Origin of the sequence: Dendronalium sp. ChiSLP03b (assembly GCF_034531165.2) — a bacterium.
Lineage (GTDB): Bacteria > Cyanobacteriota > Cyanobacteriia > Cyanobacteriales > Nostocaceae > Dendronalium > Dendronalium minutum.
In genome coordinates, this window is sequence record NZ_JAVRBR020000147.1 from 1 (window position 1) to 23,189 (window position 23,189).

Genomic DNA, 23,189 nt, shown 5'->3' on the forward strand with positions numbered 1-23,189 from the left:
TCCCCTGCCTGACAGGTGTAGGTTTTTTACGTTTTGTTCCTAAAACCCTGGTTTTAGGGTGTAAGGGTGTGGGGGTGTAAGGGTGTAGGGGTAGAAGAAATGATGATTAGAGCGTTAGTTTTACAGTCATTACTCATTGCTTGATTAAAAACCTACACTTGTGAGGCCTCCCCTGCTCCCCCTGCTCACCCAAGCGATTGATTATTTTTTTATTTGGAAGTCCCTAGGATCTTGGGGCAGGACGGCCGTATTTAAAAGTAGCCTTGACCAAAACCAATGCTAAGAATCAGCATTTATCGTTTTATTTACTTTCCGAAACTCAAAGCGAGAGCAATAGCCACTCTATGAACCAACTTTTTACCAGAATTGAAGATTTCTACGCACTGCTCCAAAATGGTATGCAGTTTTAAGTTTTGTCTTACTAGAGTGAACGATAAATTACCCTAGCGATCTAAAATGACACTGGTAATCGGCAAACAAATAAGTTCTGTTTATGGCGCGTCAACGCTCGATTTTTTCATTAATTCTGGTATTATTGGCCACATTTCTCATCAGTTGTGGTGGCCCTAATGTCGCAGTTGCACCTCCAACTTATACAACATCACAACTAGAGAAAATTCAAACATACGTTCCGGAAATTGAGGCTGTGCGCGATCGCGCAGAAGAATTGCAAAACTTAATCCAAAAAAAAGACTGGATATTTGTGAGCAATTTTATACATGGCCCCATCACGGAAGCAAGGTTGAGTATGACTTATGTCATTCCCAATCTTTTGCCCAAAGATCAACCCGCAGCACGTAAAATCACACGGGATTTGTTTAATCACCTAGTTAAAATCAATCAAGCTGCTGTCGATCGCGATTCTCTAGTTGCTTTAAATAACTACGAAGCTGCTTTCGACGACATTGACAAATTCCTGCAACTGGTTCCTGAGACAAGCACTCCAGGAGAAGCAAGCTAGGTACGAGGTAAGATAGACGGAAGTGGATGAGGGAGATGAGGAAGATGTTGCTCCCTTATCTCCCCCTACTTCTTCATCTGGCCTCAAAACAGCAATGAGTCATATAGTTATTATCGGTTGCGGTGTTGTTGGGGCGGCGATCGCTTACGAACTAAGTCAACTTAAAGAACTGAAAATCACAGTTATCGACCGTCAGGCACCTGCAAAAGCTTCTACAGGCGCTGCACTTGGTGTTTTGATGGGCGTAATCAGCCAGAAAGTCAAGGGCAAGGCTTGGCAGATGCGACAAACTAGCATCCAACGCTACGAAACTTTGATTCCAGAATTGGAAGCTTTAACAAATCGCCAAATCCCTTTTAATCGCCAGGGAATTCTCAGCCTTTGCAGTGAAGAAGATAATTTAGCAGCATGGGAAAACTTAGTGGCAATTCGTCACTCGCAGGGCTGGCGGTTAGAAATTTGGGACGCGGCGAAACTTAAAGATATCTGCCCTCAAATAAATAACGAAAAAATTACAGGCGCTGTCTATTCTCCCCAAGACCGCCAACTCGATCCAACTGCCTTGACGTTAGCTTTAGTTGAAGCAGCCCAGCACAAAGGCGTAACTTTCAAATTTGGTGTGACTGTTCTGGGTATGCCAACGCCCGAAAACAACAATCTGGAAGCACCTGCCAAATGTACTTTAGTTGAGACTACAGAGGAAAAAATTGCCGCAGATTGGATTGTAGTTGCCGCTGGACTGGGTTCTACGCCACTGACGACCCAGTTAAACCAGACGGTTAATATCCGTCCTGTGCTGGGGCAAGCGTTGCAACTAAGTTTGGGACATACATTAGGAAATCCCGACTTTCAGCCAGCCATCACTGGTAATGATGTTCATATTGTCCCTGTAGGTGGTGGAGACTACTGGGTAGGTGCAACAGTCGAGTTTCCCGCAAATGGGGATGAAATACCACCAAATCTAGAACTGCTGGAGTCTGTTAGACAACAAGCGATCGCATTTTGCCCAGAGTTAGCCACAGCAAACATTATCCGCACTTGGTCGGGATTACGTCCCCGCCCCGAAGGACGACCAGCACCTATTATCGATCGACTGCCAGGGTTTAGTAATATCCTCCTCGCCACCGGACACTATCGCAACGGCGTTTTACTTGCACCCGCAACAGCTCGTGCAATTCGTGAGATGATTATTCCTGGGAATTCTTAATAAAAAACGTCAGAATTCAGGAGTCAGAATTCAGGAGTCAGAATAGTTAAAGAATCAGGAAAACATTTGATAAATAAATGTGCTAATCATACTGGATTCCTTCTAAATTCTGGCTTCTGACTTCTGGGTACTGAATTGTTACAAAAAACCTTTTTATCTTTGCGCTTTTGCATAAGGCGCTGACATTCAAAACCCAGGAAAATAATAGCGTGTCTTTAACAGAACATAAAATCACAGTAGATTCTCTAGAATGGTTTTATCGGGAATCTTCACCAATTGGCAGAACTGACTTGTTGCCTGTAGTGTTACTACATGGTTTAGTCTCACAAAGTTACAGTTGGCGCAATATTTTACCAGCTTTAGCAAATCAGGGGACAAGAGCGATCGCGCCTGATTGGATAGGCTATGGCTTTTCTCAAATGCCAGAAAAACGAGATTTTGCCTACACTCCCGATGCATTTATTACAGCTTTAGAAGGATTTATTCAAGCATTAGAAATCGAGCGTTTTTCTTTAGTTGTGCAAGGATTTTTAGGCTCTGTAGGGCTACAATATGCCTTGCGTCATCCCGAACAAATTGCCAACATCGCTATTCTTAATACACCAATTTCAACTACTGCCAAATTACCCTGGAAAATCAAACAAATGGGTTTACCTTTAGCAGGTGAAGTGATGACACAAGACCCTCTATTAGTCGATCGAACTCTAGAGGGTGGTAGCCGTTATCGCATAGAAGATAAAGATTTAGATGTTTATCGAAAACCATTTTTGAAAACTTCGGCTGTGGGACGCGCTCTTTTAGCAAGCATTCGCAATTTGCAACTTGAGCAAGCAATGACAGAAATCGAATCTGGCTTCAAACAATGGCAACAGCCAATTCTTATTCAGTGGGGTATGATTGACCCTTGGTTATCTATAGACATAGCACAAAACTTTGCTGATTCTGTGCCAAATGCTGAATTAATAAAACTTAATAACGTCGGGCATTACCCTCAAGAACACTACCACAAAACGATTCTAGAAGACCTTTTGCCCTTTATACGTCGCTCTCAATCCAATTAACTTATAATTTTTAATTCCCTGAAGTCAAAGGATACGGGTAGTTTGAATTTGAACTAAGGAATAATTTATCGGCAAGAATTTGTCAATAAATTACTTACGATTGTCATGCTAATTAACACTTCTTCATTTATCTACAGTATTGGCATTTGTTAGCGCAAGAGGTTTTGCCGTAACCTGATAATGAGAGGACTTGTAGTAATTTAGGCAATTGCTAAGTCAGAACGAATTGATAAAGGCAGGTTACGATTCATGGCTTATTCCTGGTTTAAAGCGTTTCATATTATCGGGATTGTAGTTTGGTTTGCTGGGTTATTCTACTTGGTACGTCTTTTTATCTATCATATTGAAGCTGACCAAGAACCCGAACCAGCACGCACGATACTGAAGAATCAGTATCAGATTATGGAAAAACGCCTCTACCGTATCATCACTACCCCAGGAATGTTGGTGACAGTAGCAATGGCAATCGGTTTACTAACTACTGAACCGGATGTTTTAAAAGAGGGTTGGTTACACGTCAAACTCTTATTTGTTGCCCTTTTACTTGCTTATCATCATTATTGCGGTCGTCTGATGAAGCAGTTAGCAGCAGATGAATGTCGCTGGAATAGTCAGCAGATGCGTGCCTTAAATGAAGCACCCACAGTGATGTTGATGGTAATTGTGTTGCTGGCTGTGTTCAAAAATAATCTACCTACAGACATTACTGCTTGGTTAATTTTCGGCTCGATTATTCTGATGGCGGTAACTATTCAGCTTTATGCTAAAAAACGCAAGCGCGATAAAGAGAAGCTAACAGCACAGATAGGACAACCCCAACAACAAAGTTAGACAAGATTACCTGAGATATCCTACATTAAGAAATGTTGAAAAATAAATCTTATATCTCAGGCGTAAATATGTCCAGTAAACCAGTCCAATACAGTACTGAACCCTATTGAGTTATATCCAAGCCGATTCTGGGGGATGTAAGCAAAAAGAACAGAGCTTGTTTGTCATCTAAATCATGAGAGACAATAGGTATTTCCCCTAATTCAACCTCACGCGCACCCATAGTCGTCCTTCACCAGCTACTAGATCGTACCCCCCATCATGCAGTGGACGAAACAAAACTGGTTCCAAAATGCTATGCTCTGTGATTGACTGCACTAATTGGGACAGCTTTTCTGGGTCGAAGTAGCGACGTCTTTGTTTGAACTGTTCTTGCTCGGTCAGGACTTAATGCCCATTAGGCTTGCACTGTCCCTTCAGGCAGAACTTGAGATTTTACATGATCATGTTTTGCTCTCTCTCAAGTTAGGCAAACAAGCTTGTGGATACAAGGGAGATTGTTGGAGTCGGTGGGGAAGGTGACTTGCCCGTCTCTCCTACAGAACCGTGCATGAAACTTTCGCCTCACACGGCTCCTCAAGCTTATCCCCTATCTGTCTAGTTTCCTCTCTCTACCTTGCACCACTTCGTCGTGCTGCACGCTCCTCATTCTTGTGTATCTTTCTACGTCTGAATCGATGAATTGGGTGTTAGTCTTCATAAGATGTAAAAGCAGCTTCTGATATACTGCGCTTTTGTCTTCCTTCAGCTTGCCACTAAAATACTGGTCTAAACTTTCTTCAGTGTTACTATCCTTTGAGCGCTTGTTTATCATAGATGTCATATATACAGCCATATTCAAGCCCAATCCCCCTGCCGCAGTTGGGAGACCTAAGTTTGTTTGACCAAAGAAGGCCATAACAATACCAAAAGTATTGATAATTGCGCCTAGTACAGCAAGTTTTCCTAATAAGCCGAATAAACTTATTTTAGGTCTGTATGAGCTTTGATTTTCTTTTCTTTCTGCTATTTCAGAAAGAAGTATAATCTTATATATAAAATTATCTAAACTTAAAAGTTTATTTCTATATAAAGGATGAGCATTTTCATATGATTTATCACTATCAATAATATAAACAAGAGCATCTTGTTCGAGATTTTTAAAGCAAAAGGTATAGGTATGCAATTGCGGAACAATAACTAAATGAACAGGAAAACCAAAATTACCTATTTGATCGCGTAAGTGATTAATACTCTCATCAATTTTTCTAGCTAAATCTGATACAAATAACTCAGTTAAATAAGAATCATTTTCTGATTCTCCAACATGCACACGAGCAAAAGCTATTGCTTCACCCCTGAACTTGATTTGAAAATGCAAGTTACCTGTTTCCTTCACAAATTTTTTAAAAATACTATCAGTATTTTCATTCGCAGATTTCTTTAAAAACTTATTATAAGTATTAGTGCTTTTTTTGTTGGATGTAAAAAAAGATATAAGTTCTTCAACTGGCTGAGTTATCCAGATTTTAAAATTCTCACTAATCTTAATTTCTTCCTCCTTTAACTGGATATACTTGCTACTCTCTTCTTTAAGAATTTCAAGAGTCAGTTGTTTAATTTGAGTAGACAATTGGGTAGGTAAAGCCCTGTTATAATACTCTAGATTGTTTATGTCAAACATAATTTCCAGAACTCCTACTTAGTTTCAAATTGCCAAGTGTACTTCCAAATCAAGTCTTGATTATCGGAGTAGTGAGATAAAGTTTTATACCTAAGAAAACCAGACCCTTTTTGACTAGATGGGTCATTGACGCGAACAAACTCTTCCTTATTCGATATTTCATAACCTCTTATAATAACAACGTGTCCATTTTTCCTACTATCCATATAGCCAATTTGGATTGGTCTCAAGTGATCTATTTCCTTTCTAATATCTGAAAATGTAAGCTTACTGTCATCAGAATTTTCACTAGTTCTTAAAGTGCAGGTTATATTATATTTATTATATAAATATGTAAAATCATCTAATTGACACCAGTAGTTACAATCTTCTCCTTTTATATGAGAGCTACAACACTTAGGCCCAAATATTTTACGAAAAAATCCGTTAATAGGATTACGGTCATATAATAAATGTACCAATTCACACTGACGAGTAATTCTTTGTGTATTGTTATCAACATCTCCTCTATTGAAGGAATTACTCAAATAATTTACAATCATCAAGATACACGCTGCCCAGCACCATCGTTCTTTCTCTTGGTTCATTAGCTTTATAGGTAAATTATTGTTATTTCTACTACTTGGATTAGCTGTGCTTGACATCGCGGGTCTAATTATTGCTTTCAATTCATTTTTGGCTTTTTCCGGATTTAAATTACTAGTTACTTTACTTCGGTGTCGGTACTCCTACTACAGCCCCAAATATTACGAGGCTATTAAAAAGAGCGATCAAAATCCCTAAAAACCACTGGTCATAACGCGGAGATGGCTTTTCTTCCTTTAAATTAGAAATAGCTATCACAAGACCAAACAGAATACAAAACAGAAAGGGTATCCATTTACTGTTTGCCCACGAAATCGGAAGTTGCTGCAAAGATAACCATGCACCTTTTACTAATAAAACTAAACCTGGAAAGGTTAATGATTTAACGTTCGTAAAGATTGGTACTTTATCTTCAGTAAGTTGTTCCTCAAGAGGGTTTTTCTGCCCAAACCTTGGTTTTAACGAGATCATGGTTAGTTTTGCTAGCCAGTTTGTCATGTTGTTATGTGGTAAATACTTATAGTATGTAAAAAAATACTAGCACGTAGTATACTAGTGAAAATCTCTAATAAGTTGCGTTTTTTTAATTTATTAGGATAAAAATAGCCTAAAAGGAGGAAGTAAATACTATCTGATTGCACAATCGGCAGAAATCTAATGGATTCACCTGGTTCAATTACTAAGAGGCTATATCTAAAGAAATGTAAAGAGTAAAAATTAAGCGTTAGCATTCTAGGAGGATAGAGAAGAGATTAATTAATGATGTCAAAAACATGACACAAAAGGCGTATTCATAAAACATAAGTGATGTAGAATGGGAAATCATAAAACCGTTGTTACCACAAGCACAACACATAGGTCGTCCGCGAGAAGTGGATTTGCGCGAGATAGTGAATGGAATTTTTTATGTTTTGCATGAGGGATGTACGTAGCGAGGTTTCCCACATGATTTACCACTACAGCAAACAACCTATAACTATTTTCGGCTTTTTAGCTCCTAAATCCTTTTTAATATGTAATAAAATTTGACAAAAGAATGCGATTTACAATCCAAAATCTCAAATAGTATTTTTTGTGAAAAAAAATCTCCTGCTGTTATCTAGCAGCGAGGAGATTATAGAGTTAAAGTTCGTCAGGTGATCGGAATAGTTATTTATTTAATATTTATAGTAGCTAGCTTAATTCCTCCATTAGATAGAGAAATAGCTGGACATAATCCTCAAGTAGTATCCAATAAAAAAAACTCTTGCCTGTGAACAGCAAGAGTGTAGTGGTATGGTGTGAGGAGCAAACTGAATGTTTACTTAAATTCAATGTAACAACGGAATATGACATATTTGTCACAATGATATGAAAATTATGCGATCGCCTTCAAAAACCCAGCAGCCCCAGTTTGGTAAGAGAATCAAAGCATTTTTTCTAGGAACTGCTTAGCGCGATCGCACCGAGGATTGCGGAAAAACTCGCTAGGTGTAGTATCTTCTGCTAAACTCCCTTGGTCGAGGAACATAATCCGACTAGCGACTTCTCTAGCAAATCCCATTTCGTGGGTAACGATGGCCATCGTGATTCCAGTTTGTGCCAAAGCTTTCATCACCTCCAGCACATCCTTCACCATTTCCGGGTCTAAGGCAGAGGTGGGTTCGTCGAATAAAATCATCTCTGGTTCCATCGCTAACGCGCGTGCGATCGCTACCCGCTGTTTCTGTCCCCCCGATAATTTAGATGGATAGACATCTGCTTTTTCCTCCAAACCCACCTTAGCTAGTAACTCCAATCCCTTAGTTTGTGCTTGCTGCTTGCTTAACCCTCTTACCTTGATAGGTGCATAGGTGACATTTTGCAGCACACTCATGTGGGGAAACAAATTAAAGTGTTGAAATACCATTACCAAACGTTGGCGAACTTTGGCGATATTAACCTTCGGCTGAGTAATTTCTTGTTCGTGAAAGTAAATCCGTCCTGTGGTTGGGCGTTCTAGCAAGTTCATGCATCGCAGAAAGGTAGACTTACCCGAACCAGAAGGCCCCAAAATAGCAACGACTTCCCCCCGTTCGATTTGTGTGGAAATATCTTTGAGTACATCGAGTTTGCCAAAGGATTTACACAAAAATTCTGTGCGAATGACTGCATTACTCACTTTGCCTCAACCTCCTTTCTAAAGCAGATGCGCCAAAAGTCAGACCCATAACCAGAACGTAGTAAATTAAACCTGCAAATAACAAAGGTTCAAAATAAATATATTTATTTGCACCAACAATTTGGGCACTGCGTAAAATTTCGACTACACCGATGGTTGATACCAAAGCAGAATCTTTCAGTAGTCCAATGGTTTCATTAACTAAGGCGGGAAGAATGTTCTTCAATGCTTGGGGTAAAATAACATCCCACATCATCAACCGATAAGGCACACCCATAGACATCGCCGCTTCAGCTTGTCCTTTATCTACCGCTTGAATTCCACCCCGGATAGTTTCTGACATATAAGCCCCAGAATTGAGTGTAAAAGTTAGCACTCCTGCTTCTAAAGCCGAGATATCATAGCCTGTTAGCTGGGGCGTGGCGTAATAAACCAAAGCCAACTGTAAAAGCAGAGGTGTACCTCGGAATACGGAGGTATAGGCATTTGCAATCCAAGTAAGCGGCTTGATACCAATAATCTTTAACAGGGAAAGTACAGTTCCCCAAATTAACCCCAAAAATACGGATAATAGAGTGAACAATAAAGTTATAGGTATGCCCTTAAGAATAAAGGGAATATCTGGAAAGATTCTAGTGAAGTCGAGATTCAGTCCGCCTTTAGCAGGAGGTGAAGATGCAGCAGTGGTGGTGTTCGTAGAAAACCACTTGGTTGCTAGTTTTTCTAATTCACCCTTGTCTTTCATTTGTTGAAGGACTTTGTTAAAAGGTTCAACCAAGGAAGAATTTTTAGGAAAAGCGATCGCTGAGCCACTTTGCTCTTCTGAGGGAATCGCATTAAACTCTAAGTCTGGGTTAGCTTGGGCAAATCCCTTAGCTACAGTATCCTCAACAATTGCTGCATCAATTCGTCCAGATTTCATTTCCTGAATTATTTCTGGAACTTTGTTGAGTTGCTTGAGTTGCACGCCCGTCACTTTTTCGGCGATTTTCTTCGCATTTTGCTCTTGGATAGTTCCTAGTTGCACCCCGACCTTTTTCCCTGAAAGGTCTTTTGGCTGCTTTAGATTGCTACCTTTAGGAGCGACAATCGTATCTTTCGCTTCGTAATAGATAATTGAAAAATCAACATTTTTTTTGCGTTCTGGAGTGGGAGTCATCCCAGCCATCACAAAATCTGCGCGATTTGCCTGGAGTGCTGGAATTAATCCATTGAAATCAGACTCCATCACCTTCAGTTTGAACCCTAGTTGTTTCGCAAGGGTATTAGCAATATCAATATCAAAGCCAACTATTTGGCGATCGCCTCCTTTGGTGTCATAAAATTCGTAGGGAGGATAATCTGGCGAAGTAATCATTGTCAGGGTATCTTTGCCTACAGAAGTTGCTTGTAGGGGATTGCTACGATCGCCTGTAATCATACTGATTGCCACCATAGCAGCAAACAGGATTGTCAATAGCCATACTCTTCGTTTCTTCATTGACTTATTGATTATGCGATGCACCCTTAATATTGGAATAATTTTGGGAACTATATCACTGTAACTTTTGATTCTTTTTTCCGGAAACAGCCAAAAGCAAGCTGTATAGGGATATATACTGAACCCTCTATACAGAAAATGGGGCATTACATCTATGAAGCCCCGAATGCAAGAACAACTCTCTCCAAGCCGTTCCAGATATCTCTAGAGCGGCTTTTGCCTTTTATGGTTAATTCGTAATTAAATCTTAAACTTTACTGGGCAAATAAATTTACAAAATAACCTGAATGTTCTGTTGGCAACTGAAGTTCAGAGTTGAACCACCAACTCCGATCTGCCAATATGAAACGTGCCAAACTAGAAGAATTTCGGATTCCATAAAAATAAATAAAATCCCTAGACACAATTTTCTTAACATGAATTGATAAGAGAATGGGTCTAGAGATGTATTCTAAAGTAGTTACTTGATTATGAATGAGTACAAATTACTAAAGAACTAACTCAAGAATCAATTCAAAAGCTTAAGGTGATATCTAGCGAAGTAAATAAATCTGCGATCGCTTTTACTAAAACCTTCATAAAGCAATGCTTTCAGCAATTAACACCATAATTAATGCCTCTTGGCAAACAGCGCAATAGCGATCGCAAGCTTGAGGCGATCGCATTATTCATACTTCAATTATGTAACGCCAATAATTTTGAAGTTTTTAAGACTATGGTGTTTTAGGATATTTATTTATTTGAAAGTCTCTTGCCCAGCACATTCAATTCTGTATAAATTCTATGACAATCTACTTCTACAGTACTCGTGAAGAATATGGCTGTTTCTCCAACTTTTCGCCCCACGGCTTCGAGTTGGATAATTTATATTGGTATACTAGCGAACATTATTTTCAAGCACAAAAGTTCGTAGGGACGTTTCATGTAGAACAAATCCGTCTGGTAAAAAGCCCTAAAGATGTAGCAAGAATGGGGCGTGAAAGAAGCCGTCCTCTGCGTCCAGATTGGGAGCAAGTGAAAGACGACATTATGCGGAAAGCTGTGCTACGCAAATTTGAAACCCATGCAGATATTAGGGAAATTTTACTCTCTACAGGTGATGAAGAAATTGTTGAAAATTCACCTATTGATTATTACTGGGGTTGTGGAGCCGATGGTAGTGGTAAAAATCGTTTGGGAATTATTTTAATAGAAGTCCGAGAGATACTCCGCCAAGCTGATGGTGCAGAGATTGGGAATAGTACTGTAAAATAGTATGGTTACAGTGAATGTTTACTCTTGTAGATGCCTAAAATAGGTAATTAAGGGAAAGCAGTCTAAAGGCGTGAAATTAATCTTCATAGCAGCAGTTTTTAGTAGTGCGTTACCTTGCAATAGTGTTTTGCAACACTTAACTTTTAAAGGAACGCTCACCTAGACTTACGGTAAGTAGATTTTTACACTGCTTGAAAGTAGCAGTTTCCCATAGGAGTCAATCAATTATGTCTCTATCAAAAAAGATCGAGAAGTATTGCAAATGGTTTTGGGATGAATCTCTTGGTGGTGAATATGATGCTTGGGGTACTAGTACCTACTTTATGGAAGTGAGTGCTGATTTGTTTCCCGTAAGACAAATAGAGGTCTATGAAAATGGGAATGTATTGTTTTATGATGGCAACCACGTGGCAGATAATTTTGGAATGTTATGCGATAAACCCTTAGTTGAAGAGGACATCCGAGAATTTGGAATTAGCAAAGCGGAATTTGACCAAGTGTGGAATACACGAACACCAATGAATATGATGAAGCAGGCTGGCTGAAGAGTGTTGTTATTTGTGAGTTGTCAGTTGTTAGTTGTTCGCGCGAAAATCACACAACAAGGGCATAAAAAAGTTGCTTCCTTACTACGTACTCACTATTTTCAAGACAGCTAATCACGAGAAAAACACACAACAAGGACATAAAAATGTCTTTACTTTAAACCCTTACACCCCTACACCCATTTTCAAGTTAGTTTGTCCCCACCTAACTATCTTTGGTCGTCATCGATAGTCCAATTTCGTTCAGCCGTCCAATGGCGATCGCTTGATTGATAAACTTTCACCCCAACTAAACCAACAGTGGAAATTAACTGATTCACCTCATCTAGTGTGAGTGCGGCGTGGAGAGAATCACGAAATAATTTTTTCTGCTGAGCATCATATGCATTACCAAGACTTTCAACCAAGGCGTTCATTGTCACTTCATCAATTGGTCGAAATAAATCGCGGATGAAAATACCGCTGTTTGGTTTAGTAACGCGCTTCAATTCGCTAAAAAACGGCAATGGATCGGGTAAGTGGTGGATGAGGCTATTCGATATCGCCATATCAAATACTCCATCTTCATAAGGTAAGTGTTTGGCATCTACCAATTCCAGCCGAATTTGCTTTTGCAAACCAGCTTGTTCAAAATGTTGTGCAGCAATTTGCAGCATATTTTGAGCTAAATCAATAGCAATAAATTGCCATTGGGGACGCATTTGACACATCAAAACGGGAATGCGACCAGGGCCAGTACCAGCATCTAACACTAGACCTTGTGCTGGCGGGCCGAGGGCGATCGCTTCTTGAGCAAAAGCAGTATTTACCTCAGTGAAGTCCATCGCATCATACTCAATGGCTTCTTCCCAGCTATCCATAACTTCTGGTTCCAGCAGTCTTTGCATTGCCGATCTCTTTATCAATTCACTCATGAATCAACACTAGCAGGGGAATCATTCTTCATGAAAGATGGACTCTAGTTTTGGGAACACTAAATCTATCAATTATCAGCAAACGTAACAGGAATTGGTCGATGTCGAACGGTGAATCGAACCACAGAATCAAAAATACATTTCCCGTGCAACTACCTGCAACATACCTGAAGCAAATCAGGCGCAACACAATTACCCATGAATTTGACCAAAGTTCGCCAGAAGATGAGCTGCTTCCACAGGAAGATGACGAGCAATTATCGGAAGCATCCAAGCTACTGCGACTGGGAGTTCAACAGCAGCAAGCTGGTGAATTAATTGCTGCGTTGAAGTCGTTACAACAATCCCTAGAAATGTTTAGGGCGCTTGGGGATGTACAACAACAAGAGCAAGCACTTTCTTTTTTAGCACTGGTTGCTTACGCCTCTGGGGATTACAAGGGTGTGATTTTTTACTCCCAGCAGTGTCTAGCCTTGGAAAAGACTACTCCAGATTTACTAGTGCAGATGCAAGCACTTTCTCACTTGGGTAATGCTTACCGTCACCTAAACGACCATAACAAAGCAATAGAGTATTTAGAAGAGTGCTTGATAATAACGCAGAAATTGCAAGACAGGCGCAGTCAAGTTGCTGCATTGAATAATCTGGGATTGGTGTATAAAGCTTCGGGCAACTTTGTACGGGCAATTGCGTATCAAGAGCAAAGCTTAGAAATTGTCCGAGAACTGCAAGATAACTGGGGCATAGAACAAGTACTCAAAAATCTAGGTAATGCTTGGTATGCTTTGGACAATTACCCAAAAGCGATCGCTTACTACGAGCAGTGTGTCAAAGTAGCACGCACCCTCAACAATCCTCGCAGTGCTTCGCAAGTGCTGAAGAATTTAGGTAATGCTTGTTATGCGATCGGCGATTATGCCAAAGCCATTATTTATTATGAGGAGCGTTTACAACTCGCCAGAGAACTGAAAGACAAGCGTAGTGAAGAACAGTCTCTCGGCAGTTTAGGGGTTGCTTGTGAAGCTTTAGGTGACTATACCAAAGCAATTAAATACTATGAAGAACGCTTACTATTAGCTAGAACTATTAAAGACCACCGCATTGAAGAACAAGCCCTTGCGAGTCTCAAAGTCGCTTGCTACGCTTTGGGCGATTACGCTAAAGCCATGCAATATCAGCAGGGAACATCTACAAATAGTTAGAAATACTTGAGAACAAAAGGAGGAAATATACAGTAGCTGTAACAAAATTGCTTTGATAATAACTAAATTTTAGTTCAAATTCACTGATATAATAAAACTTATGCCCATATTCAGTATTCAGCAAACAAGAAATATGGCTTTTAACAGCTGGTGCTGAACCCAACATTACAATTTTCATGAGCAGTGAAATCCAACTCAGCCTCTTTGATGACTCGAATCCTAACCAAAAAGAGCTGATTCCCACAGACGCTAAAATTCCTATACTTCATGGAACTTACGCCAACATGACCGAGTTGGCACAGCATTGCAATCAGTGCCACCGCTGTGAATTAGGAGACACTCGTACTCATGCAGTTGTCGGTCGGGGTAATCTCCAAGCACTAATCATGATTGTTGGCGAAGCACCAGGTCAAAACGAAGATGAAACAGGTTTACCATTTGTAGGTAAATCAGGGCAGCTGCTAGAGAAAATTTTGGCATCTGTGAACCTGAGTACAGAAACCGATGTATACATTGCTAACATCAACAAATGCCGTCCACCCAATAACCGTGTTCCTACTACTGACGAAATGACGGCTTGTAAACCCTACTTGTCAGAGCAAATTCGCCTAGTCGATCCGAAAATTATTCTGTTAACGGGTGCAACTGCTCTCAAAGGTCTAACTGGTGATAAACGGGCGATTACTAAAATTCGCGGTCAGTGGATAGAGTGGGAAGGGCGTTTATGTATGCCGATTTTCCATCCTTCCTACTTGCTGCGTAACCCTTCTAAGGAAAAAGGCAGTCCTAAATGGTTGATGTGGCAAGATATACAGGCAGTGCGTGCCAAGTTTGATGAAATTCAAAACAAATAGAGAGGAGGTATAACATAGTGCAAACTGATGATAGTTTAAAGCAAAGGCTAGTTGAAAAAATTAGTCGAATGCCTCCCGAACAAATTTTGTTAGTTGAACACTTTGTAGACTCTTTAATCAATCATTCAAAGTAATACATGGGCTTATTGGAATAAATTATCTAATATAGATTATCCATCTTTTAAGTGTCTAAATGGTATTGATTCTAATACAAAACGATGGGAATTATGTCTTAATAAGTCAATACATGAACTTAATGAAGCAATTTATGAAATTAGAGAATTACCTTTAATGTATGTAGATGAAGATTTATTATCATTTTCTTCTTATTTAATGGAGTATTTTTCTCAAGGAATTGTAAAATTTAGAAATTTACAAATTTATATAGATAGTATAAGTTATATAGATCCTCTTAATTTAGCATATGCTTTTCTACATGGAATTACTTTAAACTTGCCTGCTATAAATGATATTCATAATAAACATGAATCAAAAGAATTGGAAAGGTCTGAGTTGATTTCAGAACTAATTAACTGGTCAAACAAATCTTCAGAAATACAGATAACAGAACAAAAGATTCGTAAAACTCTTTCGCAAAGATACGGTAAAGAATTCTTTGCTTTCTGGTAATCTGTTTTTATTTCTGGATTTTAGAATAGAAAAGCTTACGTAGTAGCGGTGGAATTATTAGCACATAAAAAATAATTAATGAAGAAAGAAATGCTTAACTGAACTGTATTGGATTTTAACTTCTTAAATTTGTAGTAGGCATACGTACACTTCCCGCCTGACAATCCCGCAACCAAGCTTTAACTCCTTGGGCAATATTACCATTACTGCTATCTCGTGGGGGCGATGGTGGTTCTTGTTTTGGATAAGAATCAGTTTGAGTAAACATCATCACCAATCGCCAACCATTTTTAGTTTTCGTCAACAACAGCCAGTGAAATTCTTGTAATTCCACTGCTTTTTGATTGATATACTGCCGTTCTAAGGTAGTAAAAAAAACTTGCTCTACTCCTGTGGCAGCACTTTTTTGCCCATCTGCGGTATATCCTCCTGGGTTAAGGGGCAAGGGCTGAAATTCAGGTTTTCCTGCCAGCAGCATATAGCTATAAACTTCACTGCTTCTGCTGCGACGGCGGGCACGTTGACTAGCACGATTGGCATAGCTAGGTAAATCACGCAATAGCTGAGTAGTTAATACTTCTAAACTTTGCTCAGAACAAGAAGACTTCACCTCCTTTACAGCCGGAGAGGAGATGAGGTTCTGCGAGAATGCTGAGTTATTGGTACTTATGATGACAAACCAGAAACTGCAAGCTAAAATCCACAATCCATAATTTTTCTTCCTGACTCCTGGCTTGAAAGTGGGTGTAGGGGTGTAAGGGTGTAGGGGTGTAAGGGAAAACCAGATTTTCATGCCACCGTGGTTAACTCTTCAGAAATCCTCTTCCAAGCTAAGTTAGGCTCAGCAGCAGCGGTGATAGGACGACCAATCACTAAGTAATCGGCACCAGCTTGGATAGCTTGTACTGGGGTGAGCGATCGCTTTTGATCTACTTTATCTGCCCAAGTTGGTCGTACCCCCGGACAAACTAGGAGAAAATCATTTCCACAAGTTTGCCGCAGCTGTAATACCTCTTGGGGCGAACAAACTGCCCCATCTAATCCAACTTCTTGAGCCATCAGTGCCATTTCTAGGATGTATTCTGGCAACTCTAAGGGAATTTTTAAATCAAAAGCTAGTTGTCTAGAAGAAATACTTGTCAGCAAGGTAATCGCAATTAATTTAGGTGGTTCTACACCTGTTTGTGATGCGCCTACCTGTACCGCCTCAGTGGCAGCTTTCAACGCATCTCTGCCAGCAGTAGCATGAATGGTCAGCAAATCTACTCCATACCTAGCCGCAGCCCGACAAGCACCAGCAACAGTATTGGGTATATCGTCAAACTTTAAATCTAAGAAAATGCGCTTTTGCCGCGACTTGAGTAGTTCCAGAATTGTTGGCCCGGAACTAGTAAACAATTCTAAACCGACTTTCCAGAAACCTACTTGCGGCAGCCGATCGACAAGGGCGATCGCACTTTCCACATCCGGCACATCCAAAGCTACAATAATTTGTTGTTCTGCGTTCATTGAAAGTTTTCTACTCCCCATTTAAGGTATCAGTCGGACAAACTTATTTTTACCAACTTGCAAAACTTTACCGTGCAATTCACTAGGCTGCTGGAAAGTGGTATCGACATTGGTGATGCGATCGCCATCTAAGCGTACTCCACCCTCTTGAATTTTCCGCTTGCCTTCGCCAGTACTTTTACACAAAGCAGTAGCACCGAGAATATAAGCTAACTTGGCGGGAAACTGTGACACCCCAGCTAAAGAGAATTCTGGCACTGCACCTTCTTTGCCGCCGGTTTTCGCTGCTTCTTTGGCTTCATTAGCTGCTTGCTCGCCGTGGTATTGTCTGACTACTTCCCATGCTAGAAGTGTTTGGCGATCGCGGGGATTTTCTGGCAGTTTGTCTAAAGGTAAATCCGTCAGCAGTTCAAAATACTGTTCTAGTTGATTATCTGGAACTCCTTGTAACTTCTGATATTTTTGTGCTGGGTGTTCCGACAAGCCCACATAATTACCTAAAGACTTAGACATTTTTTGCACGCCATCTGTACCAATCAAAATAGGCAACAGCAACCCAAATTGGGGCTTTTGCCCAAAATAACGTTGCAAATCTCTTCCCACAGCAATGTTAAACTTCTGATCGGTTCCCCCTAATTCCACGTCTGCCTCAACAGCAACAGAATCATAGCCTTGCATTAATGGATATAGGAACTCATGAATAAAAATTGGATTCTCTTTTTTATAACGTTCGGCAAATCCCTCCTTGGCTAGCATCTGCCCCACCGTCATAGTAGAGAGTAACTCCACAATTTTACCTAAATCAAGTCGGGAGAGCCATTCGGAGTTATAACGTACCTCTAGCCTGCTTGGTGTGTCAAAATCCAAGATAGGACGTACTTGATCGAGGTAAGTCTGGGCATTCTGCGCTACTTCTGCTTCTGTCAGCTGGCGACGCACCTCAGATTTACCCGTAGGATCGCCAATGCGAGCCGTAAAATCACCAATAATTAGCACCGCTGTATGACCAGCATCTTGAAACGCTCGCAGTTTTCGTACTGGTATGCTATGACCAAGATGAATATCAGCACCTGTAGGGTCAATTCCCAATTTGATCCTCAAAGGTCGGTTTGTAGTTTCTAAGCGTTTCTCTAAACTTTCAGTTTCACTGTCAGCATCAGTTGGTTGTGGGAAAATTTCTACTATCCCACGATGCAGCCAAGAAAATTGCGTCATACTAGTAGATTCGCTATTAACTACGTTTTTTACGTTAGAAGTTAGGTTGGTTATATTCACTGGCAACTTGTCCGTTCTCTCATCTGCCAAACTAATATAATTGCAAAAAATTAACCACCATACTTCATTCAATGAATTACATTTATATTTACTAGTGAGGAAGTGAGATCGCCGTGTCGTCTTCTAGGACTTTTGAAAATAAGCAGCCACAACGTCGGGCTTCATCGGGTTTTGATTTTTTGAAAGGAGTAGGTCAGGTAACTGGCGGTACTCTGTTATCAATCACGATGTTGACAAGCTCTATTGTAGCTGGAGGGCTAGTTGGTTTAGCTATCAGTTTCCGCAATTTGCCGGATGTAAGACAGCTACGTAACTTTTTGCCGTCGGAAACGACTTATATCTATGACATCAAAGGCAAACTGTTAACAAGTGTCCACGGAGAAGCTAACCGGGAAGTCGTACCTCTAGATAGAATTTCTCCAAATCTGAAACGGGCGGTATTAGCCAGCGAAGATAGTCATTTTTACTCTCACCATGGTATTAACCCCACTGGCGTTGGACGTGCTTTGGTAGTCAACGCGGTAGCAGGTGGTGTGCGGGAAGGTGGTTCTACCATCACCATGCAGTTGGTAAAAAACCTGTTTTTGTCTCAAAAACGTGCCTTTACCCGGAAGTTAGCTGAGGGTGTGCTGGCAATTCGTTTAGAGCAAATTCTCAGCAAAGACCAAATTTTAGAAATGTACCTCAATCAAGTTTATTGGGGTCATAACAACTATGGCGTTCAAACGGCGGCACGCAGTTACTTTGACAAAGCAGCAGAGACTTTAACCCTGGGCGAGTCAGCAATGATGGCGGGTTTAATCCAAGCGCCAGAGGAATTCAGTCCTTTTGTGAGCATGAAGCTGGCAAAACAGAAACAAAAGGAAGTACTGGGGCGAATGCTGGAATTGAATTGGATTAGCCAGCAAGAGTATGATGATGCTCTTAAGCAAGAAATCAAGCTTGGTAGAATTAGATCGTTTCAAGGTAGTGCCCTACCTTATGTCACCAATACCGTAGCACAGGAGCTGCGTAAGAAGTTTGGGGGTGAAGCCCTTACTAAAGGTGGGATGCGGGTGCAAACTACAGTTGATGCTGAATTCCAAAAAATGGCAGAACAAACTGTAGTTAAGTGGCACAAAACATTACTAAGTCAAGGATTATATAAAAATCAAATTGCCTTAGTGGCAATCGATCCGCGCACGCATTTTGTCAAAGCACTGGTGGGTGGCGTAGATCCCAAAGTCAGCGAATTCAACCGTGCAACCCAAGCTCAGCGGCAACCTGGATCTTCTTTTAAACCATTTGTATACTATACTGGCTTTGCCACTGGTAAGTTTGCCCCAGATTCAACGGTGGTAGATGCCCCAGTCAGCTATCGAGATGGTAATGGTTGGTACTTTCCGAGAAATTATGATGGTGGATTTAGTGGTGCGATGTCAATTCGTACTGCCCTAGCGCAATCGCGTAACATTCCCGTGATCAAGGTTGGCAAAGCTGTGGGAATGAATAGAGTCATAGAAACCTGCCGTACCTTGGGAATTATGAGTCCTATGGAACCTGTGACTTCTTTGCCTCTAGGCGCTATCGGTGTCACACCCTTGGAAATGGCTAGCGCTTATGCTACCTTTGCTAATTATGGTTGGCAGTCGCCCCCAACTATTATCACCCGTGTCACGGATAGTAGTGGCAATGTGTTGCTAGATAATACACCCAAGCCCCAGCTAGTTCTCGATCCTTGGGCATCAGCAGCAATTATTGATGTGATGCAAACAGTAGTTAGTAGTGGTACTGGCAAAGGTGCTGCTCTAGACCGACCAGTAGCTGGGAAGACGGGAACAACTTCTTCAGAAAAGGATATTTGGTTCGTGGGTACTGTGCCGCAGTTAACAACAGCTGTTTGGGTAGGTAGGGACGATAATAGACAATTGGCTAGTGGTGCTACAGGTGGCGGTATGGTTGCTCCCGTCTGGCGCGATTTTATGCAGAAAGCACTCAAGGGTGTCCCTGTGGAAAAATTTAAGTCACCTTCCAAGTTTCCCCGACCCAAGTCAAATTAGAGGTATTAGGGATTAGGGATTGGGAATTATTCCAGCACCCAGTCCCTTTCAAGGCTGGTTTTCTAGCTCAGTTTTCATCCTTTGCAGGGTTAAATGCATTTGGTCAAACATCTGTTGCGGAGTCACACCAAACTGACCAAGTTGAGTTTTTAGCTGTTCCATAGTCATTTGGGCCATGAAATCTTCTGATAGCTCGAAGCGCTTCATAAAGACGCGATAGCGATCCATCATGGCTTCCATCTGCTCAATAAACAGCTTTTTGCCTTCGCGGTCAAATTTGCCGTAGCTACTACCAAGCTTAATTAATGCTTGATAATCCTCAAACAGCTGTTTTGCTTCTTGTTGAACTATATCAGAATCAAAGAATCCCATATTATTTATATTCAACTGAGTAATGGCACTCAGCAGCTTATATTTTTGCCCTATTTTTATTTTAGTCTAGGAGACTGATCTAGAGAACAAGCTACGGTTTAAGTACGGTTTTTTACCTAGATTTCACCACTTGACTGGATCTGATTTCTGTTTTAAAAATAAATCTACTTAATAAAGCAGCAACGCCTACAGCTTTTCCCATAGATTTCGGATTGGTAGTTTCATGTGGATTAATTTTTAACTGGGTAGCATTTTTCAAAGCGAGTGACTGTTGCGGGTTCAGTTTTAATGCTTGACGCGTATAAACTTTTGCCATTCCTGGAAAATTCTGTCGCAGATGAACGAACCCTAGTAAGGCATAGTAATCACTGTTATTTGGCTCTAGCTTGATAGCATCGCGCAGTTCTCCTACGGCTAGTGCCCATTTGGCTTGCCTAGTATACTGAATAGCTCGCCGATAGTGATGTTGAGCGTAGTTTGTCGCTACTGGTTTAATATTTGTTGTTTGCTCTAATGTCAATTTCAGTGACTGGGATTTAACTTCATAAATGATAGAAGTTGGTGTTTTAGGAATTAATGGTTCAGGTAATTGCAAGCACAAGTATGCTAAGTTCAACTTACTTAACTGTTGAGTTATCTGATAGGCTTCGTGAAGCGATTTATATTGGGCTTCTGCGTAAGAAGCGATCGCTTCTTCATAAAAGACCTCAGCTTCCAGTGCAGACATTGCCATGAGTTCTCCAGCCACAGAACTTTGGAGAGATAACGTGTTTGGGTGCAAGGCGCGTGCCTCTAACCTTAGCGTTGCGATGGTTTCAGCGCGTTTTTGTGTCTGTTTCAACTGCTCGTAAGCTGGATTAATTAAACAGGTAAAAATTGTCTTCGCCAATTCCTGTTCTCCATTGTTGCTCTTAGTATGGCGATCGGGATGCAGCAACTTTGCTAAAGCGTGATAGCGTTTAAGAATCCGACGCTCATCAGCAGCCACAGAAATTCCTAGCACAGCATAGGGATCGGAAAGTTGTTTCAGCCATTTTGCTGAGAGAGCGCTCTGTGACATTGGATTAATATTTGCAGATAAGAACTTTAAGATAGCATCAAAGAAGACTGGGTATTAGTTGTCAGTTGTCAGTGGTTAGTTGTGAGCCAGCGCGGTCTTGAGGGTTTCCACGCCACTTGCTACCCTGCGGGAAGGCGTTCCGCCTACAACGGGGGGAACCCCCGCAACGTAGTGGCTCCCCATGAGCGACTGGCGTTAGCGACGCAGGAGCATCACCCGTAAGGGTCAGTTGTCAGTTGTCAGAAGGCACAGAGAAAAGGGAAAAGGTTAAAGGTTAATAGTATTGGGAAAAGGGTAAGGGGAAAAGGTGAGCCAGCACGGTGAAGCACTTGCTGTCTTGGTAGTCTCCGTCACGATGGTAAAGTGGCGTTAGCGAGTCCTCTCCCAAGGGGAGACGCTACGCGACCGAGCGTCGGAACGAACGTCACCCCGAAGGGGAATTAAATAAAGTTTTCCCCTTGCTCAAGACGAAGCTTGTCTCCCTTATCCCCAATTCCCTCATGAAAGGTTCTGTCTGAATTAATAGAATGGATTCATATGTTGGTTGCAAGCAGGAATTCTACAATGCTGAATTGATCGAGAGGCGTTGCTACTATGGCTATCTTATTGTAGGAACTTTGATAGTGGTAAATTTATCGAGAATATGTTAAATAAGCGCAAAAGCCGAAGTGTTGCTGCCGTTCTAGCTTTTTCTGGCACGCTGACAATTTCAGGATTACATAAGTTTTATTTAGGACAGCCGTTGTGGGGCGTATTGTATGTTCTGCTTTCTTGGACACCTATTCCCAAGGTAGCTAGCGCCATTGAGGGTGTCTGGTATTTAGCTCAAGATGAAGAAGCTTTCGATCGCAATTTTAATTTAGGTAAGTCAGCAGTAAAAATTTCACAACAAGCGAGTAATCAAGTAGGAGCGATCGCAGATGCTTTGCGAGAATTAGATGCTCTGCGTCAGGATGGACTGATTTCTGAGTACGAATTTGAGCAAAAGCGTCGCCAGTTGCTCGACCAAATTTCTTGAAGCAAAAATGATGAACAACTGGCTACCTTTGAATCTCAAGTTGCAAAAACTGCGTGCCAAACTCCTCAATGACCCCTACTATCGACTACAGTCTGGGGAAGAAATTCAGATAGCAGCAAAATTGGGTATCCGTATTGATGCTAATCAAGCAACTGTAGATGATTGGTTGCGTTTACCTGGTTTATCGATTCACCAAGCGCGATCGCTTGTGGAACTTTCGCGATCGGGCGTTAAATTTTACTGTATTGAAGATATCGCTGCGGCTCTGAGTATGCCAGTACAGCGACTTGAGCCATTAAATCCTTTGCTAATTTTCAGTTATTATGACAACGAATCTTTAGATAAACCTACGCAATTACTTAATCCAAACACAGCAACAGTTGAGCAGCTAGCTAAAATTCCCTTTATGGACTTGTCTCTCGCGCAAGCAGTAGTGCAAAATCGGCTATCAGCTGGACATTACCAGAACTTGGCTGATTTCCAGCAACGATTGCAGCTACCTGGTGAGGCGATCGCCCAGTTGATGTATTATCTCCGCTTTTAAGTAATGAATACTCACAACTGTCCATTCGCTCATTAAGAGATGACA

The 23,189-nt window shown here is 41.0% G+C and carries 26 protein-coding genes; 14 read left to right on the forward strand and 12 right to left on the reverse strand.

The window, feature by feature from the left end:
- Window positions 1–493: 493 nt before the first annotated feature.
- From psbQ to hemJ, 4 genes are all read left to right on the forward strand, one after another.
- Window positions 494–961: a photosystem II protein PsbQ gene (gene psbQ / locus RMY31_RS33515; protein WP_322658370.1), complete on the forward strand. Its 468-nt coding sequence runs from the start codon at window positions 494–496 to the stop codon at window positions 959–961.
- 94 nt (window positions 962–1,055) lie between these two features.
- Window positions 1,056–2,168, forward strand: coding sequence for an FAD-dependent oxidoreductase (locus tag RMY31_RS33520; RefSeq protein WP_322658404.1), 1,113 nt, complete (start codon window positions 1,056–1,058; stop codon window positions 2,166–2,168).
- Between the two features lie 209 nt (window positions 2,169–2,377).
- Window positions 2,378–3,229, forward strand: a complete 852-nt coding sequence (locus tag RMY31_RS33525) for an alpha/beta fold hydrolase (RefSeq protein ID WP_322658369.1) — start codon at window positions 2,378–2,380, stop codon at window positions 3,227–3,229.
- Between the two features lie 249 nt (window positions 3,230–3,478).
- Window positions 3,479–4,060 (forward strand): protoporphyrinogen oxidase HemJ, encoded by a 582-nt coding sequence (hemJ, locus tag RMY31_RS33530; protein WP_322658368.1) that lies wholly within the window; start codon window positions 3,479–3,481, stop codon window positions 4,058–4,060.
- Between the two features lie 198 nt (window positions 4,061–4,258).
- Here the strand turns inward: hemJ and RMY31_RS33535 are convergent, their stop codons facing one another.
- The 4 genes from RMY31_RS33535 to RMY31_RS33550 all read right to left on the reverse strand — a co-directional run bounded on the left by RMY31_RS33535 (window position 4,259) and on the right by RMY31_RS33550 (window position 6,806).
- Window positions 4,259–4,378, reverse strand: coding sequence for a ParB N-terminal domain-containing protein (locus tag RMY31_RS33535; protein ID WP_322658367.1), 120 nt, complete (start codon window positions 4,376–4,378; stop codon window positions 4,259–4,261).
- A gap of 271 nt (window positions 4,379–4,649) precedes the next feature.
- A complete protein-coding gene (locus tag RMY31_RS33540) occupies window positions 4,650–5,723 on the reverse strand; it encodes a hypothetical protein (RefSeq protein WP_322658366.1) in 1,074 nt (357 codons plus the stop codon).
- Window positions 5,724–5,737: 14 nt separating this feature from the next.
- Window positions 5,738–6,367: a C39 family peptidase gene (locus tag RMY31_RS33545; protein ID WP_322658365.1), complete on the reverse strand. Its 630-nt coding sequence runs from the start codon at window positions 6,365–6,367 to the stop codon at window positions 5,738–5,740.
- Window positions 6,368–6,431: 64 nt separating this feature from the next.
- Window positions 6,432–6,806, reverse strand: coding sequence for a hypothetical protein (locus tag RMY31_RS33550; protein ID WP_322658363.1), 375 nt, complete (start codon window positions 6,804–6,806; stop codon window positions 6,432–6,434).
- A gap of 302 nt (window positions 6,807–7,108) precedes the next feature.
- On the opposite strand from RMY31_RS33550, the gene RMY31_RS33555 reads away from it, so the two are divergent.
- Window positions 7,109–7,240 carry a transposase gene (locus tag RMY31_RS33555; RefSeq protein WP_409879279.1) on the forward strand — a complete coding sequence of 44 codons (132 nt, stop codon included), beginning with the start codon at window positions 7,109–7,111 and terminating at the stop codon, window positions 7,238–7,240.
- 473 nt (window positions 7,241–7,713) lie between these two features.
- Here the strand turns inward: RMY31_RS33555 and RMY31_RS33560 are convergent, their stop codons facing one another.
- Both RMY31_RS33560 and RMY31_RS33565 read right to left on the reverse strand, forming a co-directional pair.
- Window positions 7,714–8,448: an amino acid ABC transporter ATP-binding protein gene (locus tag RMY31_RS33560; RefSeq protein ID WP_322658362.1), complete on the reverse strand. Its 735-nt coding sequence runs from the start codon at window positions 8,446–8,448 to the stop codon at window positions 7,714–7,716.
- A complete protein-coding gene (locus tag RMY31_RS33565) occupies window positions 8,441–9,928 on the reverse strand; it encodes an ABC transporter permease subunit (RefSeq protein WP_322658360.1) in 1,488 nt (495 codons plus the stop codon). The genes RMY31_RS33560 and RMY31_RS33565 overlap by 8 nt, the downstream gene beginning before the upstream one ends.
- A 783-nt stretch (window positions 9,929–10,711) precedes the next feature.
- Between RMY31_RS33565 and RMY31_RS33570 the strand changes: the two genes are divergently transcribed.
- Together RMY31_RS33570 and RMY31_RS33575 are read left to right on the forward strand one after the other, a co-directional pair.
- Window positions 10,712–11,182, forward strand: coding sequence for an NADAR family protein (locus RMY31_RS33570; RefSeq protein WP_322658359.1), 471 nt, complete (start codon window positions 10,712–10,714; stop codon window positions 11,180–11,182).
- A gap of 227 nt (window positions 11,183–11,409) precedes the next feature.
- Entirely contained in the window at window positions 11,410–11,727 is a 318-nt protein-coding gene (locus RMY31_RS33575; protein WP_322658358.1) for a hypothetical protein, read from the forward strand.
- Between the two features lie 209 nt (window positions 11,728–11,936).
- Here the strand turns inward: RMY31_RS33575 and RMY31_RS33580 are convergent, their stop codons facing one another.
- Complete coding sequence (locus tag RMY31_RS33580; protein WP_322658357.1) at window positions 11,937–12,614, reverse strand: class I SAM-dependent methyltransferase; 678 nt, start codon at window positions 12,612–12,614, stop codon at window positions 11,937–11,939.
- A gap of 128 nt (window positions 12,615–12,742) precedes the next feature.
- On the opposite strand from RMY31_RS33580, the gene RMY31_RS33585 reads away from it, so the two are divergent.
- The 3 genes from RMY31_RS33585 to RMY31_RS33595 all read left to right on the forward strand — a co-directional run bounded on the left by RMY31_RS33585 (window position 12,743) and on the right by RMY31_RS33595 (window position 15,327).
- Window positions 12,743–13,843, forward strand: a complete 1,101-nt coding sequence (locus tag RMY31_RS33585) for a tetratricopeptide repeat protein (RefSeq protein WP_322658356.1) — start codon at window positions 12,743–12,745, stop codon at window positions 13,841–13,843.
- Between the two features lie 176 nt (window positions 13,844–14,019).
- The gene (locus RMY31_RS33590) at window positions 14,020–14,697 is read left to right on the forward strand and encodes a uracil-DNA glycosylase (protein ID WP_322658355.1); all 678 of its coding nucleotides are present in this window, start codon (window positions 14,020–14,022) and stop codon (window positions 14,695–14,697) included.
- 291 nt (window positions 14,698–14,988) lie between these two features.
- Window positions 14,989–15,327 carry a hypothetical protein gene (locus tag RMY31_RS33595; protein ID WP_322658353.1) on the forward strand — a complete coding sequence of 113 codons (339 nt, stop codon included), beginning with the start codon at window positions 14,989–14,991 and terminating at the stop codon, window positions 15,325–15,327.
- Between the two features lie 115 nt (window positions 15,328–15,442).
- Here RMY31_RS33595 and RMY31_RS33600 read toward each other — a convergent pair whose 3' ends face one another.
- Genes RMY31_RS33600 through tyrS form a run of 3 tightly spaced genes read right to left on the reverse strand, consistent with a single transcriptional unit; the run spans window position 15,443 to window position 18,051 of the window.
- On the reverse strand, window positions 15,443–16,120 hold the full coding sequence (locus RMY31_RS33600; protein WP_322658352.1) for a hypothetical protein: 678 nt from the start codon (window positions 16,118–16,120) through the stop codon (window positions 15,443–15,445).
- The gene (pyrF, locus tag RMY31_RS33605) at window positions 16,117–16,836 is read right to left on the reverse strand and encodes an orotidine-5'-phosphate decarboxylase (protein WP_322658351.1); all 720 of its coding nucleotides are present in this window, start codon (window positions 16,834–16,836) and stop codon (window positions 16,117–16,119) included. Before pyrF ends, RMY31_RS33600 begins: the two co-directional genes overlap by 4 nt.
- A gap of 21 nt (window positions 16,837–16,857) precedes the next feature.
- The gene (tyrS, locus tag RMY31_RS33610; RefSeq protein WP_322658350.1) at window positions 16,858–18,051 is read right to left on the reverse strand and encodes a tyrosine--tRNA ligase; all 1,194 of its coding nucleotides are present in this window, start codon (window positions 18,049–18,051) and stop codon (window positions 16,858–16,860) included.
- A gap of 173 nt (window positions 18,052–18,224) precedes the next feature.
- Between tyrS and RMY31_RS33615 the strand changes: the two genes are divergently transcribed.
- Complete coding sequence (locus tag RMY31_RS33615; RefSeq protein ID WP_322658349.1) at window positions 18,225–20,150, forward strand: transglycosylase domain-containing protein; 1,926 nt, start codon at window positions 18,225–18,227, stop codon at window positions 20,148–20,150.
- A gap of 48 nt (window positions 20,151–20,198) precedes the next feature.
- Here the strand turns inward: RMY31_RS33615 and RMY31_RS33620 are convergent, their stop codons facing one another.
- The gene (locus RMY31_RS33620) at window positions 20,199–20,522 is read right to left on the reverse strand and encodes a DUF1825 family protein (RefSeq protein WP_322658348.1); all 324 of its coding nucleotides are present in this window, start codon (window positions 20,520–20,522) and stop codon (window positions 20,199–20,201) included.
- Window positions 20,523–20,634: 112 nt separating this feature from the next.
- Window positions 20,635–21,582, reverse strand: coding sequence for a DnaJ domain-containing protein (locus RMY31_RS33625; RefSeq protein WP_322658347.1), 948 nt, complete (start codon window positions 21,580–21,582; stop codon window positions 20,635–20,637).
- An 81-nt stretch (window positions 21,583–21,663) separates the two neighbouring features.
- On the opposite strand from RMY31_RS33625, the gene RMY31_RS33630 reads away from it, so the two are divergent.
- From RMY31_RS33630 to RMY31_RS33640, 3 genes are all read left to right on the forward strand, one after another.
- A complete protein-coding gene (locus RMY31_RS33630) occupies window positions 21,664–21,804 on the forward strand; it encodes a hypothetical protein (protein WP_322658346.1) in 141 nt (46 codons plus the stop codon).
- A 421-nt stretch (window positions 21,805–22,225) separates the two neighbouring features.
- Window positions 22,226–22,600: an NINE protein gene (locus RMY31_RS33635; protein WP_322658345.1), complete on the forward strand. Its 375-nt coding sequence runs from the start codon at window positions 22,226–22,228 to the stop codon at window positions 22,598–22,600.
- 10 nt (window positions 22,601–22,610) lie between these two features.
- Entirely contained in the window at window positions 22,611–23,144 is a 534-nt protein-coding gene (locus RMY31_RS33640) for a ComEA family DNA-binding protein (protein WP_322658403.1), read from the forward strand.
- Window positions 23,145–23,189 lie beyond the last annotated feature (45 nt).

Coding starts and splice junctions, on each gene's coding strand:
- RMY31_RS33520 (WP_322658404.1), top strand. CDS start 1,056: ATGAGTCATATAGTTATTATCGGTTGCGGTGTTGTTGGGGCGGCGATC.
- psbQ (WP_322658370.1), top strand. CDS start 494: ATGGCGCGTCAACGCTCGATTTTTTCATTAATTCTGGTATTATTGGCC.
- RMY31_RS33570 (WP_322658359.1), top strand. CDS start 10,712: ATGACAATCTACTTCTACAGTACTCGTGAAGAATATGGCTGTTTCTCC.
- RMY31_RS33565 (WP_322658360.1), bottom strand. CDS start 9,928: ATGAAGAAACGAAGAGTATGGCTATTGACAATCCTGTTTGCTGCTATG.
- pyrF (WP_322658351.1), bottom strand. CDS start 16,836: ATGAACGCAGAACAACAAATTATTGTAGCTTTGGATGTGCCGGATGTG.
- RMY31_RS33575 (WP_322658358.1), top strand. CDS start 11,410: ATGTCTCTATCAAAAAAGATCGAGAAGTATTGCAAATGGTTTTGGGAT.
- RMY31_RS33620 (WP_322658348.1), bottom strand. CDS start 20,522: ATGGGATTCTTTGATTCTGATATAGTTCAACAAGAAGCAAAACAGCTG.
- RMY31_RS33580 (WP_322658357.1), bottom strand. CDS start 12,614: ATGCAAAGACTGCTGGAACCAGAAGTTATGGATAGCTGGGAAGAAGCC.
- tyrS (WP_322658350.1), bottom strand. CDS start 18,051: ATGACGCAATTTTCTTGGCTGCATCGTGGGATAGTAGAAATTTTCCCA.
- RMY31_RS33590 (WP_322658355.1), top strand. CDS start 14,020: ATGAGCAGTGAAATCCAACTCAGCCTCTTTGATGACTCGAATCCTAAC.
- RMY31_RS33600 (WP_322658352.1), bottom strand. CDS start 16,120: ATGAAAATCTGGTTTTCCCTTACACCCCTACACCCTTACACCCCTACA.
- RMY31_RS33635 (WP_322658345.1), top strand. CDS start 22,226: ATGTTAAATAAGCGCAAAAGCCGAAGTGTTGCTGCCGTTCTAGCTTTT.
- RMY31_RS33550 (WP_322658363.1), bottom strand. CDS start 6,806: ATGACAAACTGGCTAGCAAAACTAACCATGATCTCGTTAAAACCAAGG.
- RMY31_RS33585 (WP_322658356.1), top strand. CDS start 12,743: ATGTCGAACGGTGAATCGAACCACAGAATCAAAAATACATTTCCCGTG.
- RMY31_RS33595 (WP_322658353.1), top strand. CDS start 14,989: ATGTATGTAGATGAAGATTTATTATCATTTTCTTCTTATTTAATGGAG.
- RMY31_RS33545 (WP_322658365.1), bottom strand. CDS start 6,367: ATGTCAAGCACAGCTAATCCAAGTAGTAGAAATAACAATAATTTACCT.
- RMY31_RS33640 (WP_322658403.1), top strand. CDS start 22,611: ATGAACAACTGGCTACCTTTGAATCTCAAGTTGCAAAAACTGCGTGCC.
- RMY31_RS33540 (WP_322658366.1), bottom strand. CDS start 5,723: ATGTTTGACATAAACAATCTAGAGTATTATAACAGGGCTTTACCTACC.
- hemJ (WP_322658368.1), top strand. CDS start 3,479: ATGGCTTATTCCTGGTTTAAAGCGTTTCATATTATCGGGATTGTAGTT.
- RMY31_RS33625 (WP_322658347.1), bottom strand. CDS start 21,582: ATGTCACAGAGCGCTCTCTCAGCAAAATGGCTGAAACAACTTTCCGAT.